The sequence below is a fragment of the Micromonospora sp. CPCC 205561 genome (assembly GCF_036906775.1).
In the GTDB taxonomy this organism is placed as follows: Bacteria; Actinomycetota; Actinomycetes; order Mycobacteriales; family Micromonosporaceae; genus Micromonospora.
Map to the genome: position 1 here is coordinate 1 of NZ_JBAKHV010000089.1, position 15,889 is coordinate 15,889.

Genomic DNA, 15,889 nt, shown 5'->3' on the forward strand with positions numbered 1-15,889 from the left:
GTCGACGATCCGCCACAGTTGTCGCTGACCAGGTACTTCTGGTGGTACTGCCCCGGGTACGGCGCGAGCGACATCCCGTTGAGCACGATCGTCTGCCCGACGCCGTTGTAGAGCTGCTCGTAGTGGATGTGCGCGCCGGAGGAGTTGCCGGTGCTGCCCGTGAGCCCGATCTGCTGGCCCTGCTGCACGTAGGCCCCGTCCGGCACCGAGTAGGCGCTCAGGTGGAAGTAGTAGGTGGTCCACCCGCCGCCGTGGTCGATGACGATGTAGTTGCCCGCGCCGCTGGGCTGTGAGTACCGGCGGGCCACACCGGCGGCGGAGGCGACCTGCGGCGTACCCGCCGTGCTCCCCCCGTCGGCGCGGACGAAGTCCAGCGCCAGCCGCACCTCGGCGCCGTGGTGACCGTAGGTCCACCGCTGCCCGCAGGGGAACGGCGCCTTGAAGTTCGGTGCGGCGAGCGCGGGAGAGGACGGCGCGAACGCACCGCCCAGGACGCCCAGGACCAGGACGAGCAGGGCGGCCAGGACGCGGCGCGCCGGGTGTCGGGGGTGGGGTGACATCGTTGACTCCGATCGGACAGACGTGGGTGGATGAGGACGGGTCCGCTGAATCCGCCCCTTCGACGGAGTTCAGTACCTTCCTGGCGGCCCCGGCCGCGCGTGGCCTTCCTTCATGTCGAGACGGCGGGCCGCCCCCGTTGACAGCCGCCGGCACGCCGACGTTTACTCGTGAGCAATCGATTTCTCCCCGTGACCGTCGGACGCCCGGCGGGACGCCGCCCGCTCGCGGGGCGAGGGAGGTCGACCGCCCGCCCGCACCGCGCCCTCCGGTCGACCAGCGCCGGACGGGTCGGCAGTCGGACGGCGCCCGCCCGGCCCGCCCGCGCGGTCCCAGACCGCGCTCGACGTACGACACCGACGGGGGACGGCCGCATGACGACCATCTACGACGTGGCCCGGAAGGCCGAGGTCTCGGCGTCGACGGTGTCCCGGGTGCTCAACGGGCACTCGTCGGTCGACCCGGACCTGGCGGCGCGGGTACGCCAGGCGGTGCTCGACCTCGACTACCGCCCCAACGCCGTGGCCCGCAGCCTGCGCCGGCAGCGGACCAGCCTGTGGGCGGTGATCATCTCTGACATCGGCAACCCCTTCTTCACCGCCCTGGTGCGCGGCATCGAGGACGTGGCGCAGGAGGCGGGCTTCTCGGTGGTCCTCTGCAACGGGGACGAGGATCCCGACAAGGAGTCCCGCTACGTGACCGCGGCCCTGGCCGAGCGGATGGCCGGCGTGATCATCTCTCCCTCCGGGCGGCCGGCCCTGATCAACCGGCTCACCGAGGCGGGGATGCCGGTCGTGGCGATCGACCGGCAGCCACGCGGGGTGGCCGTGGACACCGTGCTCGTGGACAACGTGCACGGGGCGGAGACGGCCACCGCCCACCTGCTCGACGGCGGCTACCGCCGGATCGCCTGCATCACCGGCCCGCGCCGGATCTCCACCGCCCTGCAACGCCTGCGCGGCTACCAGCAGGCCCTGCGCTCGGCCGGTCGGACGGCCACCGAGGAGCTGGTCCGGTTCGCCGACTTCCGCGAGCGGGGCGGCTACCGGTCCATGGTGTCGCTGCTGGACGCCGCCGAACCACCCGACGCCGTCTTCGTCGCCAACAACCTGATGACCGTCGGTGCGGTGCAGTGCCTGGTCGACCGGGGCGTCGCCGTACCCGACCGGTGCGGCGTGGTCGGGTTCGACGACATCCCGTGGGCCCACCTCGTCCGGCCCTCGCTGAGCACCGTCGCGCAGCCCACGTACGACCTGGGGCGGGCCGCCGCGTCGCTGCTCACCGAGCGGATCGCCCACCCGGCGAAGGCGCCCTCGACCGTCACCCTGCGCACGGCCCTGCGGGTCCGGGAGAGCTCGATCCGGGCCCGGCCCGAACCGGGTGACCGGCTCGCCGGCGACCGCGGCGAGCCCGCCCGGGTCCACTGAGTCCCGCGTCGACGACATCGGCCCGGCTCACAGGGTGACGTCGCCGCAGAGGTGGACCCGCACGCCGAGCTCGTCGAACATGGCGGCCTTGACCCGCAGGGCACGGTCGGCGGCCTCGGCGTCCACGGCGTAGACCACGTTGACGTGGTTGGCCCGGTGCCGCGCCATCAGTTGGTCGCGGCCCACGCCGTGCAGCACCGCGTGCATGATCGGCCACTGCGGTGTGGTGGCCCGCAGCCGGCGCTCCGTCTCGGCGGCCGGCAGCTCGACCACGCTCCCCCGGCCCAGGTCGACGTGGAGCACGCCGTCCATGATGAAGACCCGCGACCAGACGATCTCGCCCGGCCGGGAGACGCCGCTCAGGGTGCCCCCGCCCAGGGGGAAGTACATCGGCGGCTGCCGCATGCTGTACGACCGGTGGTAGCCGCCGTTGTGCGACGCCGGGACCGAGCCGGAGATCTCGAACACCCAGACGAAGTCCGACCCGTACCGCTCCCCCCAGCGGATGTCGTGCAGCGTCGTCGACGGGTCCATCCCCATCGCGGTCCAGATCCGGTTGGTCACCAGCGAATCCACCGCGACGCCCTCGTCGACCTCGTTGAAGTGCGGCAGGGCCCGGCCCGGGTAGAGCTCGCGGGAGCCGTCGCGGCTGCTGACCGGCGGCCGCGACACGTCGTTCAACAGGCCCTCGGCCAGATCGCTCGCCGGTACCGTGTCCTTCAGCCCCTGCTGGTACTGGATGCCGACCGCGTCGAGGCCGAAGTCGTCGGCGATGCGCAGCACCGCGACGTACATCTTGAACTGGCTGAGCAGCTGCGCGTCGGTCAGCTCCGTCGCCTCGTCCGTGCCGGTGTGGAAGGTCATGCCGGCGGAGTCGAGCCACTCCCGCACCCCGCCGGCCTCCTCGTCGGAGACCCGCGACATCTCGGCGACCAGCGCGCTCTGCGACAGCCGTTCCTTGAACACGCCGAGCGGGTTGAGCAGCTCGTCGTCGATGATCGCGTTGTACATGCCCATGCAGCCCTCGTCGAAGACGCCGATGACGGCACGCTCGCGCACCAGCTGGCGGGCCAGCGCCACGCCGAGCTCGACCTCGGCGTCGGGCGGCAACGGCGGCAGGTCCCGCACGTGGCTCTCGTCGTGACGCAGCTCGCCGGTCGCCAGCCAGGTCTTCAGGCCCTCGCGGGCCCACTCGTCGGTGAAGTCCTCGCTCCACAGCGCGGAGTAGGCCACGCCCGCCTTGGTCAGGCTGCCGGCGAGGTTCAGCAGGCCGACCAGGCCGGGGAACTCCCCGCTCCAGTTCGCCACCAGCAGGATCGGCCCGCGGTGGGCGCGCAGCCCGGCGAGCACGTGGTGGCTGTACTGCCACACCGCCTCCACCACGACCAGCGGGGCGTCGGGCGGGATCCGCCTGAAGACCTCGATGCCGGCGCGCTGGCTGTCGATGAAGCCGTGCCCGGCGGCGTCGTCGACCGGGTGGGCCCGCCGGGTGTGCCAGCCCAGGGCGTCGACCGCGGCGGCGAGGTCCGCCTCCAGGCGCTGCTGGGTCGGCCAGCCGGCCACGTTGGCGCTGCGCCGCAGGTCGCCGCTGGCGACGGTGTAGACGGTGTCGGCAACGGCGGCCGGCGGGTCCACCAGCACCGGTACGGTGTAGTTGCTCACGGGGTGACTTCCTCCACTGGCTCGTCGGTGCCTGGCTGGGGGGTGCTGAGGCGCGTCTGGCGGGTGGCCAGCGCGTGGGCGACGGATCTCGACCCGACGTACAGCTCCCGGTAGAGCCCGGTGCGGCTCGGGTCGTCAGGTGTGGGTGGGCCCGCGCCCGCCGTCGGTCAGGCGACGCCGCCGAGCCGGGCGTACGTCTCGGCGGCGTTCTCCCTGGTGATCCGCGTCGTGTCGAGGGTGGTGACGCGCGGGACGTCCCTGTCGCAGTCGACGAGGATGCGGCGTGCCAGGTCGACGGCCTCCCGTCCGCCGGTGGCGTACTGGAAAGTCGCGGCGAGCCGGCCCTGCTCGACGGCCTTGATGCCGCCCGACGGCACGGGCAGGGCGTCGATGCCGGTGAACTTCACCTTCGTGTGCAGCCCGGCCGCCTTCGCCGCGAGGTAGGCGCCCTCGGCCATCGGGTCGTTGTGGGCGTAGACGGCGGCCGCGTCCGGGTGCGCCTTGAGCAGCGCGTCGGCGACCGACTGTCCCTTCTCGCGCAGCCAGTCACCCGGCTGGGAGGCCACGACGTCGATCTTCGGATTGCCCGCGATGCCCTCCCGGAAGCCCTGGGCGCGTTCGGCCGCCGGGGTGGAGCCGGGTAGGCCGGTGATCTCGATGACCTTGCCGCCCGCGGGCAGCAGGGTCCGGGCGTAGAACTCGCCGGCCGCCCGGCCGATGGCGACGTTGTCCCCGCCGATGAAGGCGGTGTACGCCTCGCCCTCGACCTTCCGGTCCAGCACGATGACCGGGATGCCCCGGTCGTGCGCCTTGCGCACCACCGCGGTCAGCGGCTTGGCCTCGTTAGGCGAGATGACCAGCAGGTCGATCTTCTGGGTGAGGAAGTTCTCCACGTCGGCGACCTGCTTGCTGTTGTCCTGCGCCGCGTCGGAGACCACCACGCTGAAACCGGGGACGGACCTCGCCGCCGTCTGCACGTCGTTGTTCATGACCTGCCGGTAGGGCTCCGCGTTGTTGGCCTGCGACATGCCGATGAGGAACTCCTTGCCGGCGCCGCAGTCGCCGGCGGCGGCACCGGCGTCGTCGGACGGCTTCTCGACGCTGCACGCGGTGGAGGTGACGAGCGCCGCGGTGCAGAGCAGCGCGAGCAGGACGGTACGGGTGCGCATGATGACGCTCCTTGTTTCGGTGGTGGTTCAGACGATGCTGCGGCGTAGCTTCTGCAGCCCTGCGGCGGCGACGATCACCAACCCCTTGATCAGCAGTTGCACGTTGGCGTCGATGTTGTTGAGCGCGAGGATGTTGTTGAGGATGCCGAGCAGCAGCGCCCCGGCGAGGGTGCCGCCCATCGAGCCGGTGCCGCCGGCCAGGCTGGTGCCGCCGATCACCACGGCGGCGATGGCGTCCAGTTCGTAGCCCGCGCCGTCGTTGGGGCTGCCCTGGTTGAGCTGGCCGGCGTGGATGACGCCGGCCACCGCGGCGAGCAGGCCCGCGATGGCGAAGACCGTGACCTTGACCCGCAGCACGGGGACGCCCGAGAGGCGGGCGGCCTTCTCGTTGCCGCCGATGGCGTAGACGTGCCGGGCGAAGGCGGTCTTGCGCAGCACGACGATCGCGGCCACGCCGATGCCGACGAAGAGCACCGCCGGGACGGGCACCACCCCGTTGAGGGTGCCGTTGAGGATCTCGAAGGCCGGCGGCGCCTGCTGCGGGCCGTCGCCGTAGGAGATCGGGATGCCGAGCCCGCCCGACCAGATCCGGGCGAGACCGCGGGCGACCTGGAGCCCGGCCAGGGTGACGATGAACGACTGGATGCCGAGCCGGGCGGTCGCGTAACCCTGCAACGCGCCGAAGAGCGCGCCGATCAGCAGCACGACGGCGACGGCGGGCAGGATGCCGAGGCCGGAGTCGACCATCAGCGTGGCGGTGCCGACGGCCGACAGGCCGAGGATGGCGCCCACCGAGAGGTCGATGCCGCCGAGCAGGACGACGAACGTCATCCCGACCGCGATGATGCCGATCTCGGAGACCGCGCGGACGATGTTGCCGAGGTTCTCCGTGGAGAGGAAGAGGATCTCTCCGTCGCGGCGGGGCGAGGCGGCGACGGCCACCACGAAGACCACGACCAGCGCGAAGAGGCTCTGGACGGCGAAGAGCCGGTCGGCGAGGGCTCGTCCGCCCGCCGGCGGGCGCCACCGTCCGGGGCCGCCGGGGGGCGCCGGCGCGACCGGCGTACCCGGCTCCTCGCCCGGTGCGCGCAGGTGTGTCATCGGTCGTCCCCTCCGGCGGCCGTGCCGCCCATCGCCGCGGTCAGGATGTCCTCGCCGGTGCATTCGCCGGCCGGGAGCTCGGCGACGGCGCGTCCGAGCCGCAGCACCACGATCCGGTCGCAGACGCCGGTCAGCTCGGGCAGTTCCGACGACGCGAGCAGGATGCCCATCCCCTCGTCGGCGAGCCCGCGCAGCAGCCGGTAGATCTCCGCCTTCGCGCCGACGTCGACCCCGCGGGTGGGCTCGTCGAGCAGCAGCAGCCGGGGGCGGGTGAGCAGGTGCCGGGCGAAGACGACCTTCTGCTGGTTGCCGCCGGAGAGCGCCCCGACGGGGGCGTCGGTCGACGGCGTCCTGATCGCCAGGGCGGCGACCTGCCCGCGCACGGCGACCCGCTCGCGACCGGCGCGCACCACGCCGGCGGTGCAGAGCCCTCGCAGGGCGGCCAGCACGATGCTCCGGCCGACGGGATGGTCGAGGACCAGGGCGGAGCGGCGCCGGTCCTCGGGTACGAAACCGACCCCCGCGCGCAGCGCCGCGCGGGGGTCGCGCGGGGCGTACGGGCGGCCGGCCAGCCGGACCACGCCGGTGCGCCGGCCGGCGGGGCCCGCGCCGTAGAGGGTCTCCAGCAGTTCGGTGCGTCCCGCTCCCATCAGCCCCGCCAGGCCGACGATCTCCCCGGCGCGGACGGTCAGGTCGACGCCGGCGGGTTCGCAGCGCCCGGGTCGGGTGGCCCGGGCCCGCACGGCGAGGCCCGCCACCTCGAGCAGCGGCGGCGTCGCCGGGGCGGCCGGGGCGGGCGCGCCGGTCCCCGGGTCGAACATCGCCTCGGCGGGACGGCCGACCATCAGCGCGATGATCCGCGGCCGGTCGACGTGGCGGGGGCGCAGCGTCCCGGCCACCTCGCCGTTGCGCAGGACGGTGGCCCGGTCGGCGATCTGCTCGATCTCCTCCAGCCGGTGGGAGATGTAGACGACCGCCACCCCGCCCCGGCGCAGCGCGTCGATCGTGTCCATCAGCCGGCGCACCTCGGCGTCGGCGAGGGCGGCCGTCGGCTCGTCCATGATGAGCACCCGGGCGTCGAGGCTGAGCGCCTTGGCGATCTCGACGAGCTGCTGCTCGCCGACCCGCAGCGAGCCGACCGGCCGGCGGGGGTCGAGGTCCGCGCCGAGCGGGGCCAGCCAGTCGTGCGCGGCGCGGAGCATCGCCCGCCGGTCCAGCGTCCGCAGCCGGGTGCGCGGCTCGCGGCCCAGCACCAGGTTCTCGGCCACCGACAGTGCCGGCACGAGGTCGAGTTCCTGGTGGATGGTGGCGATGCCGGCGGCCTGCGCGGCGGCCGGGTGGGCGAAGCGCACCACCTCGCCGCGGACCGAGACCCGCCCCTCGTAGTCGGTGACCACCCCGGAGAGGATGTTGATCAGGGTCGACTTGCCGGCCCCGTTCTCGCCCAGCAGGGCGTGCACCTCGCCGGCGCGCAGCGCCAGGTCCACGCCGCGCAGGGCCTGCACGCCGCCGAAGCGCTTGGCGACGCCGGTCATGGCGACGACCACCGCGTCGCTCACGCCAGCCGCCGAGGAGCGCGGACCGGGTACCCGCTGCGACCGGCCGTCCGGCACGGCACCGTCCGTCCCCCTCACGGCACGGCGTTGAGGGCCGCGTGGACGGTGTCGGCGAACGCGGTGTCCCGGGCCGCCGCGCTGGCCGCGAAGCGCCAGGTGCCGCCCGGGTACCGCCCCGGGAGCCACGACGTGCCCCCGGCCCGCCACAGCGGCTGCCAGGCCGCCATCGAGTGCCCGGCGTCGTACCAGGTGTTGTCGCCACGCCAGGCCGACGCCCACCGGTGCGCGGCGACCAGCGACAGTCCCGGACCGGTGGCCATCGTCCACGTCGGCATCCCGGTCACGTCCCCCGTGGGGCGCGCCCCCACGGCGGGGTCGCCGACCGTCGGCAGGGCGCCGTCGACGTTGAACGCCGCCTCCCAGACCGGCGCCGTCGTCGGGCCGTCGACCGACCACGAGACGTCGCTCTGCAACGACGGCCCGCTCCACCGCAGCGCCACCGTGAGCAGCCAGTCGGCCGTGACCGGCTCGTCGCCCATCCGGATGCCGACGAGGTTGATCCGGGAGCCGTCGGCGGAGACGTCCACCCGGGCCGGCGGGCCCGCCCGGTCGGTGACGTCGAACCGACCGACGGCCAGGTACGGCGCGGTGCCGCGGTGCGAGGAGTCCAGGGCCGGCCGGTGCGCCCCCGCGCCGGCCGGGTCGACGGCCAGCGCGGCGATCCGGGTGTGCGGCCAGGTCCGCACGTCGGCGCGGAGGAAGCCGGTGTGCACGGTGTAGCCGCGGGCGACGACGCCGGTGGCCCAGTTCAGCGGGGCGAGCCAGAGCCCGCCCTGGCCCCAGCCGGCGTGGCTGAGGTACCAGTCGTCGCCGTCGACCACGACCTCGGCGGCGTGCGCGTCGATCACGGTCACCCGCTCGGCGCCCTCGAAGCGCAGCGGGTCGCGGCTGCGGTAGACAGCGGTGCGCCGGTACGCGGCGCCGTAGTCGGTGCCGTCGCAGCAGACGAAGAGGTACCACCACTCCCCCCGGCGCAGCACGAACGGCGACTCGGTCTGCCCGGCGGCCCGCCCGGTGTGCGGCGACGCGTACGCGACGCCCCGAGCGCCCCAGGTACGCAGGTCGGTGCTGGTGCGGTAGGCCACCACGTGGTTGCCGCCCTGCGGATCGGAGGTCGCCGTGTAGTACATGACCCACCGGTCGCCGACCCGGGTCACCATCGGGTCGCGTCCCTCCCAGCCGTCGGTGAAGAGCGGGTTGGCCGGGCTGCGCGTCCAGGTGAACAGGTCGGTCGAGGTGGCCAGGTGCATCCGGTAGTTCGCGTAGTCGGGGCTCCCGGCCGCGTAGTACATGTGGTAGACGCCGCGGTCGTAGACGACGTGCGGCGCCCAGATCCACCGTTCGCCCGCGCCCGGGTCGGCCACCAGCACGGGCCGCTGCTTGGTCCACGGTCCCGTGGGCGTCGGCGCCGTGGCGTGGCCGAAGCTCCGCTCGTCCTGTGGCGCGCCGGGCTCGGCGTGGGTGACGGCGAAGACGTGCCAGAGCCCGGTCCGCTGGTCGCGGACGATGGTGTGGTCGTTGTAGTACCAGGCCGACGCCTCGCCCACGCCCGGGTCGTAGACCCGGGTCAGCGGCCCCCGCGCCGGCGTCTCGCCCACCGTCTCGTACGGCGTGGTGGTGACCGACGCCGGCGGGCCGACGCGGCGCAGGGTGACGGTGTCCAGGCCGGCGAGGAAGCCGGTCGAGGACGCCGACCGGCCGGTCACCGTCACCGTCAGCCGGTGGGTGCCGGCGGTCAGTGAGGCCGATCCCAGCGGCACCGCCTCGGCGCGCCGCACGGTGGGGGCGTAGCCGTCGAAGAGCTGGCCGACGGCCACGCCGTCGACGGCGAAGCGCAGGGTGCCGTAGTCGGCGGCGCGGGTGAGCACGCCGCCGATGTCGTACTGCCCGGCCGGCACCGAGGGCAGCGTGACGGTGACGGAGTCGCCCGCCCGGGTGGCCCGCAGCCAGAGCTGCCGGCCGGCCGACCAGGCGACCCCGCAGCAGTTCGACTGCGCCTCGACCGGTGCGGTGGACGAGGCGACCGGCAGCGACTCCGCCTCCGCCCGTACCGGCTCCTCGGCGGCGGCCGGGCCGGCCGGGACCGCCACCAGGCCGGCCGCGAGCAGGAGCGCCGCGAACATCCGGCAGGCGCGCATCACGACACGCTCGGGCGGGGCAGGTCGGTGCCGGGCGCGAACTGGTCGTGCCAGCGGACACCGGCTCCGAAGCCGCCGCCGGTCGAGAGTGCCACGTACGCGTCCGCGCTGGTTCCCCGGGTGTACGTCACCAGGTCCGCCCTTCCGTCGCCGTTGAAGTCGCCGATGCCGGGCAGTTCGTCGCCCACCGCGAACCAGTCGTGCCACCTGCCGGCCTGCCCGACGAAGCGGCCGCCGTCGGAGAGCGCCACGAGCACGTCGCCGGTGCTGCCGCGGGTGAACGTCACCACGTCGTCGCGTCCGTCGCCGTTGACGTCGCCCAGCGCCGGCAGCTGGTCGCCGAGCGCGACCGAGTCGTGCCACTTCCAGCCGTCCTCGACGAACCGGGTGCCGTCGGAGAGGGAGACGAAGGCGTCGCCCGTGGCGCCCCGGGTGAAGGTCACGATGTCGTCGCGCCCGTCGCCGTCGACGTCGCCCACCGCCGGCAGCTCCTCGCCGATGGCGAAGTGGTCGTGCCACTTGACGCCCGGGCCGAAGCCGGTGCCCGTGGAGAGGGCCACGTACACGTCGCCGGCGGCGCCGCGGGTGAAGGTGACGATGTCCGCGCGCCCGTCGCCGTCGACGTCGCCGATCGCGGGGATCTCGGTGCCGGTGGCGAAGAAGTCGTGCCACTTCACGCCGGCGGCGTACGCGGTGCCGGTGGAGAGTCCGACGTAGACGTCGGCGCTGTCGCCCCGGGTGAAGGTGACGACGTCGGCCCGTCCGTCGCCGTTGACGTCGCCGGTCAGCGGGATCTCCTCGCCCACGGCGAAGTGGTCGTTCCATCTGCGGGCGTCGGGCACGAACCTGGTGCCGTCGGAGAGGGAGGTGGTCACGTCGGCGGCGGCGCCCCGGGTGAACGCGACGGCGTCGTCGCGGCGGTCGCCGTCGGCGTCGCTGCTGTTGCGGGTGCGGGTGGTCGCCGACACCTCGGCCGAGGGCGGGGAGGCGTTGCCCGCGCCGTCGACCGCGACGACCCGGTAGTGGCGGGTCTGCGCGGCCGGCAGCGGGCCGTGCCGGAAGGTGGTCGTACGGGTCGTGCCGACGAGGTTGGCCGGCGTGATCGCCACGGCGGGGTTGCGCGAGGCGTAGACCCGGTAGCCGGCGACGCCCACGTCGTCCGGCGACGCCGACCAGGAAAGGCCGAGGGCGTGCACCCGCCCGCCGGCCAGCGCGAGACCCGCCGCCGCGGCGGGGGCGGTGACGTCGAGGAAGGGGGCGATCATGCTGTCCGCCTCGTAGCGGGCGGCGGTCCACTGCGGGGCACCGGCCGCCGGGGTCAGGGTGACCGTCACCGTCGAGCGGCCGGCGGTGAGCGTGGCGGGCAGGACGAAGTCGTCGGCCAGCCAGCGCTGCCGGGCGTTGCCGAGCGGTTGCAGCCACACGCCGGCCGGCCTGCCGTCGACCGACACGGCGGCCTGCTGGTAGCCGGCGGCCTGGTCGCCGTGGCGGCGCAGCCGTACCCCCTGGTTGGCCGGGTCGACGGCGAGCCGGAAGCTGACGGCGCCGCTCGTGGCGCGCGCCTGACCGGTGACGGTGACGTTGTCGTCGTCGCCCTCGTAGGCGGTGGTGAGCGGGTACTGCCGCCCGGAGTCGGCGTAGGCGTGCCCGGCCCGGCTGGCCGGGTCCCCGGTGACCAGCGTGTCGGTGCGGCGCAGGGCGACCGTCGGCTGGGTGTAGAGGAAGGCCGTCGAGGCGTAGTTCGCCGGCATGTCGTTGGCGGGACCGTGCTCGATGCCGAAGCGCAGCGCCGTGGCGTAGGGCACCGCGTCGCCGATCATCAGCCGGTAGACGGCGTCGCACTCGTCGACGCATCCGCCGGAGCGGAACAGGTGGGCGGTGTTGCCGGTGAAGGCGCCGCTGTACTCGCCCCGGTTGAAGTACCAGCCGGACTCGTAGAAGTCCTCCGTGCCGGTGCCGTAGATCTGCGGCGTCGGGGAGCCGTCGACGTGCACCCGCTCGTCGCCCTCCAGGTAGTTGCGGGTGTTGCCGCCGGTGATGTGGCCCCGGGCGGTCTGCGAGACGCCGACGAAGCGCCCGCGACCGGACTGCTCGGCGACGATCCAGTCGCTGCCGCCCACCGTCTCGGCGCGGCGCGACTGGGTGGTGAAGTAGCCCGCCGCGCCGTCGGGGGCGAGCGCGCCCGTCCAGGCGGTGCCGGGCGCGGAGGTCACCTCCGTCTGGACGCCGTTGACGGGCACGCCGGTGGCGTTGGTGAGCGAGATCGTCGCCGTGGCGCGGAACGGCATCGGCCACCAGGCGCTGTACCAGCCGCCGGGCGCGGCGTCCATGGCGAACATCAGGGCACGGACGTCGCGTTCGCCGAGTCCGGCGCCGAAGAACTCCCCCACCGGGCTGTCGACCGTGTTCCGGCCGTCGAACGCGATCCGCAGCCGCAGCCCCGACAGGGCCGACGCGGTGGCCGCGCCGTCGGGCAGCCGCAGTCTGAGGGCCGTCACCGCACCAGGGCCGGCGAGCGTGGCGAGCGTCGCCTGTCCCCCGGCCGGCACGTCGGCCCTGGCGGCGCGGGTGCTGGAACCGGGCTGGCCGGGCTTCGGATCGCGCAGCCCGGCGGAGCGCAGCGTCTCCAGCACGTCGGCGGCCCGGTCGGCGGGGTCGAACGTGGACACCCCGACGGCGTCGGCGAACTTCCGGTAGGTGACGTGATGGAAGAGCGGGTTGAACTGGGTGGTGATCCGCATCGAGTCGCGGTAGGGCATGGGGACCTTGACGGTGACGCCGCCCGAGGTCTGGTCGGCGTTGCTGACCAGGGGCCAGACGAACGGCGCGCCGAGGCCGCCGTCGACGAGGCGCTGGAGGCCGGTGTCGACCACCGTCACGCCGTCGAGTTCGATCCGGATCCAGCCGGTGGCGCTGACGTCGCCCTCGTCGCGGGTGAACCAGATCGACTGCACCTCGCCGGGGCCGCGGTCCTCCGCGATGACACAGCCGGCGTCCTGGCGCAGGCACGAGTAGGTGCCCACGAAGCCGTCGTCGTTGGAGCCGTCCCGGGCGAAGCTGGAGAACTGCCTGGTGCGGCTGCCCGCCGCCAGCTCGGGCAGCCGGTCGAGCCGACGGTAGGCGTCCCAGCCCACGGGGCCCTTGTCGTCGACGACGGCGAGCGCGGCGGGGGCCCGGCCGGCGGCGGGCGGCTCCGGCGTGGCCGGGGCGGCGTGCGCCGCCGTCGGGGGGATCATGGTCGCCAACGCCGCGGCGAGAGCCAGCCAGCGGCGGGTGTGAGGCTTCATGGGTGTCCCTCCAGATGACCGTCGGGAGTCACGAGAAATCGATTGCTCGGGAGTTAACCGGGGGACATCGTGAGATGTCAATACCTTACGGCCCGCGCTCAGTTGCCGAAGGAAGATGCCGGAACGCATTGACAGCCGTGAGGCTCCTGGCGATACTCCTCGGCAATCGATTTCCCACTCCCGAGGTCCACGCCGCCGCGCCCCGTCGGCTCCCACCCGGCGACGGGCCTGCCCGCGCGACGGCCTCGCGACGACGCCCCGAGGGCGTCCGCCTCGCCGCCGACCCGCGGCGACGGCACCGCCGCGACCAACCCGCTCCCAGCCCCCGCTGACTCTTCCGGAGGAGCATCGTGAGACGCACTCCCCTGGCCCTGGTGGTCGGCCTCTGCGCCGTGCTCGCGTCCGTCGCGGCGACCGCGCCCGCCCGGGCCGACATCCCGAAGGGCCCCCTGGCCTGCACCTCGATCCCGGCCAACCACGACCGGGCGGTCACCGTGATCGTCTATCGCGTCGCCCGGGCCCACAACGTCAACGACAAGGTCATGCTGTCCGCGTTCGAGGCGGGCTGGGTCGAGTCGCACATGAACAACCTGCCGTGCGGCGACAAGTCGTCCCTCGGGGTGTTCCAGCAGCGCTGGGACTACGGCTGGGGCACCCCGGAGCAGATCATGGACCCGGTGTACGCGAGCACGCAGTACGTCACCCGGGCGGTCGTCTGCGACCGGAACAACCCCGGCTACACCGCCGGCCAGGTCGCGCAGTGCGTACAGCGCTCCGGCTTCCCCGACCGCTACGACCAGGTGGCGGCCAAGGCCCGGACGCTGCTCGCCGAGGCGGCGCGTACGCACGCCATGGCCGGCGGCTCCGCCACCGACCTCAGCGGCGACGGCCGCGACGACATCGTCGCCTTCACCCAGAACGCCCTGGCCGACGTCTACGTGAGCACCTCCACCGGCGCCGGCTTCGCCGGCACCTCCGTGAAGTGGCACGACTTCTTCTCCATCGGCGGCGAGACGGCCTCGACCGGCGACGTCAACGGCGACGGCAAGGACGACGTCGTCACCTTCGCGCACGGCAACACCGGCGACGTGTACGTGGCGCTGTCGAACGGCGGCGGCTTCGGCGCCGGCCAGAAGTGGCACGACTGGTTCGCCCTCGGCGCGGAAATCGGCGCGGTCGGCGACGTCAACGGCGACGGCCGCGCCGACATCGTGGCCTTCACCCACGACGCGGCCGGCGACGTCTACGTGGCGCTCTCCACCGGCTCGTCGTTCGCGGGAACGGCGGTGAAGTGGCACGAGTACTTCTCGATCGCCGGCGAGTACCCGGCCCTGGGCGACGTCGACGGCGACGGCCGCGCCGACCTGGTCACCTTCACCCAGGGCGCCCACACCGCCGCCGACGTCATCGTCGCCCTCTCCACCGGCGCCGCCTTCGGCGCCTCCCGGAAGTGGCACGACCTCTTCGCCGTCGGCGCCGAACTGCCCCGCGTCGGCGACATCGACGGCGACGGCCGCGACGACGTCGTCACCTTCACCTGCGACGCCAACGCCGACGTCTACGCCGCCACCTCCACCGGCACCTCCTTCGCCGGCACCACCGTCAAGTGGCACGACTTCTTCTGCCTCGCCGGCGAGTTCCCCTACCTCGCCGACGTCAACGGAGACGGCAGGGACGACATCGTCGTCTTCACGAAGGGCAGCACCAACGACGTGCACGTGGCGCTCTCCACCGGCAGCACCTTCGGCGCCAGCACCAGATGGCACGACTACTTCGGCCTGAACGGCGAGACCACCCTGTGACCCGCGGACGGGAGACCACCATGAGACCCAGCAGACCCGCCTGGCGCGGGGGCGTCGCCGCCGTCCTCGCGGCGGCGCTACTGAGCCCCGTCGCGCCGGCCACCGCCGCGCCGGCCCGCTCCGCCGGCCCGCTCGACACGGCGTTCGCCCGGGCGGCCGGCGAGTTCGACGTACCCAGGGACCTGCTGATCGCCGTCGGCTACGGCGAGACCCGGCTCGACGGGCACGACGGCCGCCCCAGCCAGGCCAACGGCTACGGCGTCATGCACCTGGTCAGCAACCCCCACCAGCGCAGCCTGGAACGCGCGGCCGAGCTGACCGGGCAGCCGGTGGGGGCGCTCAAGTCGGTCACGGCGGCCAACATCCGGGGCGGCGCGGCCGTCCTGCGGGACCTCGCCGACGCCGAACGGCTGACAGCCGCCGACCGGGACCGGATCTCCGCCTGGTATCCGGTGGTCGCGCGCTACGCGCACGCCGTCGACGACGCGACGGCGCGGCTCTACGCCGACCACGTCTACAACCTGCTCCAGGCCGGCATCAGCACGGCGGCCGTACGGGTCGCGCCACGGCGGGTGCGACCCGAACTCGGTCGCTACGGCCGCGTCCCCGTAGCCGGCACGCCCTCGCGCGACGCCGTCGCCGCGGCGGTGCCCGAGTACGCGCCCGCCCGGTGGGTCTCGGCGTACGGCGGCAACTACTCGCCCGGCCGGTCCTCGCGGATCACCACGGTGGTGGTGCACGTGACCCAGGGCTCCTACGCCGGCACGATCAGCTGGTTCCAGAACCCGTCGGCGGGGGTGAGCGCGCACTACGTCGTGAGGTCGAGCAACGGCGAGGTCACCCAGATGGTGCGCGAGGGCGACACGGCCTACCACGCGCGGTCGGCCAACCCGTACTCGGTGGGCATCGAGCACGAGGGCTTCGTCGACAACCCGGGCTGGTTCACCGAGTCCATGTACCGCTCGTCGGCGGCGCTGACCCGCTACCTCTGCGACAAGTACGGCCTGCCGAAGAACCGCACCGCGATCAAGGGCCATCACGAACTGCCGGGCAACGACCACACGGACCCCGGGCCGCACTGGAACTGGAACTACTACGTCTCCCTGGTCAACGCCGGTGCCGGGCCGGG

The 15,889-nt window shown here is 73.8% G+C and carries 10 protein-coding genes; 3 read left to right on the forward strand and 7 right to left on the reverse strand.

Annotation, left to right across the window (positions count from 1 at the left end; genetic code table 11):
- A partial coding sequence (locus tag V6V16_RS26905; RefSeq protein ID WP_334566568.1) for a M23 family metallopeptidase occupies positions 1 to 560 on the reverse strand: 560 nt, incomplete at its 3' end.
- A 372-nt stretch (positions 561 to 932) separates the two neighbouring features.
- Between V6V16_RS26905 and V6V16_RS26910 the strand changes: the two genes are divergently transcribed.
- A complete protein-coding gene (locus V6V16_RS26910) occupies positions 933 to 1,985 on the forward strand; it encodes a LacI family DNA-binding transcriptional regulator (protein WP_334566570.1) in 1,053 nt (350 codons plus the stop codon).
- 27 nt (positions 1,986 to 2,012) lie between these two features.
- On the opposite strand, the gene V6V16_RS26915 is transcribed toward V6V16_RS26910, so the two are convergent.
- From V6V16_RS26915 to V6V16_RS26940, 6 genes are all read right to left on the reverse strand, one after another.
- Complete coding sequence (locus V6V16_RS26915) at positions 2,013 to 3,647, reverse strand: fucose isomerase (RefSeq protein WP_334566572.1); 1,635 nt, start codon at positions 3,645 to 3,647, stop codon at positions 2,013 to 2,015.
- A 167-nt stretch (positions 3,648 to 3,814) separates the two neighbouring features.
- Positions 3,815 to 4,816 carry a substrate-binding domain-containing protein gene (locus V6V16_RS26920; RefSeq protein ID WP_334566574.1) on the reverse strand — a complete coding sequence of 334 codons (1,002 nt, stop codon included), beginning with the start codon at positions 4,814 to 4,816 and terminating at the stop codon, positions 3,815 to 3,817.
- Positions 4,817 to 4,843: 27 nt separating this feature from the next.
- Positions 4,844 to 5,917, reverse strand: coding sequence for an ABC transporter permease (locus tag V6V16_RS26925; protein ID WP_334566577.1), 1,074 nt, complete (start codon positions 5,915 to 5,917; stop codon positions 4,844 to 4,846).
- Positions 5,914 to 7,476, reverse strand: coding sequence for a sugar ABC transporter ATP-binding protein (locus tag V6V16_RS26930; RefSeq protein WP_334566580.1), 1,563 nt, complete (start codon positions 7,474 to 7,476; stop codon positions 5,914 to 5,916). The genes V6V16_RS26925 and V6V16_RS26930 overlap by 4 nt, the downstream gene beginning before the upstream one ends.
- Before the next feature lie 71 nt (positions 7,477 to 7,547).
- On the reverse strand, positions 7,548 to 9,671 hold the full coding sequence (locus V6V16_RS26935; protein ID WP_334566583.1) for a family 43 glycosylhydrolase: 2,124 nt from the start codon (positions 9,669 to 9,671) through the stop codon (positions 7,548 to 7,550).
- Entirely contained in the window at positions 9,671 to 12,958 is a 3,288-nt protein-coding gene (locus V6V16_RS26940; RefSeq protein ID WP_334566586.1) for a DUF2961 domain-containing protein, read from the reverse strand. Before V6V16_RS26940 ends, V6V16_RS26935 begins: the two co-directional genes overlap by 1 nt.
- A gap of 350 nt (positions 12,959 to 13,308) precedes the next feature.
- Between V6V16_RS26940 and V6V16_RS26945 the strand changes: the two genes are divergently transcribed.
- A complete protein-coding gene (locus V6V16_RS26945; RefSeq protein ID WP_334566588.1) occupies positions 13,309 to 14,760 on the forward strand; it encodes an FG-GAP repeat domain-containing protein in 1,452 nt (483 codons plus the stop codon).
- Positions 14,761 to 14,780: 20 nt separating this feature from the next.
- On the forward strand, positions 14,781 to 15,889 hold a 1,109-nt coding region (locus tag V6V16_RS26950; RefSeq protein WP_334566590.1), incomplete at its 3' end, for an N-acetylmuramoyl-L-alanine amidase.

Excerpts from the sequence above, each read along its gene's own strand:
- V6V16_RS26910 (WP_334566570.1), top strand. The coding sequence starts at position 933 with ATGACGACCATCTACGACGTGGCCCGGAAGGCCGAGGTCTCGGCGTCG.
- V6V16_RS26920 (WP_334566574.1), bottom strand. The coding sequence starts at position 4,816 with ATGCGCACCCGTACCGTCCTGCTCGCGCTGCTCTGCACCGCGGCGCTC.
- V6V16_RS26925 (WP_334566577.1), bottom strand. The coding sequence starts at position 5,917 with ATGACACACCTGCGCGCACCGGGCGAGGAGCCGGGTACGCCGGTCGCG.
- V6V16_RS26935 (WP_334566583.1), bottom strand. The coding sequence starts at position 9,671 with ATGCGCGCCTGCCGGATGTTCGCGGCGCTCCTGCTCGCGGCCGGCCTG.
- V6V16_RS26940 (WP_334566586.1), bottom strand. The coding sequence starts at position 12,958 with ATGAAGCCTCACACCCGCCGCTGGCTGGCTCTCGCCGCGGCGTTGGCG.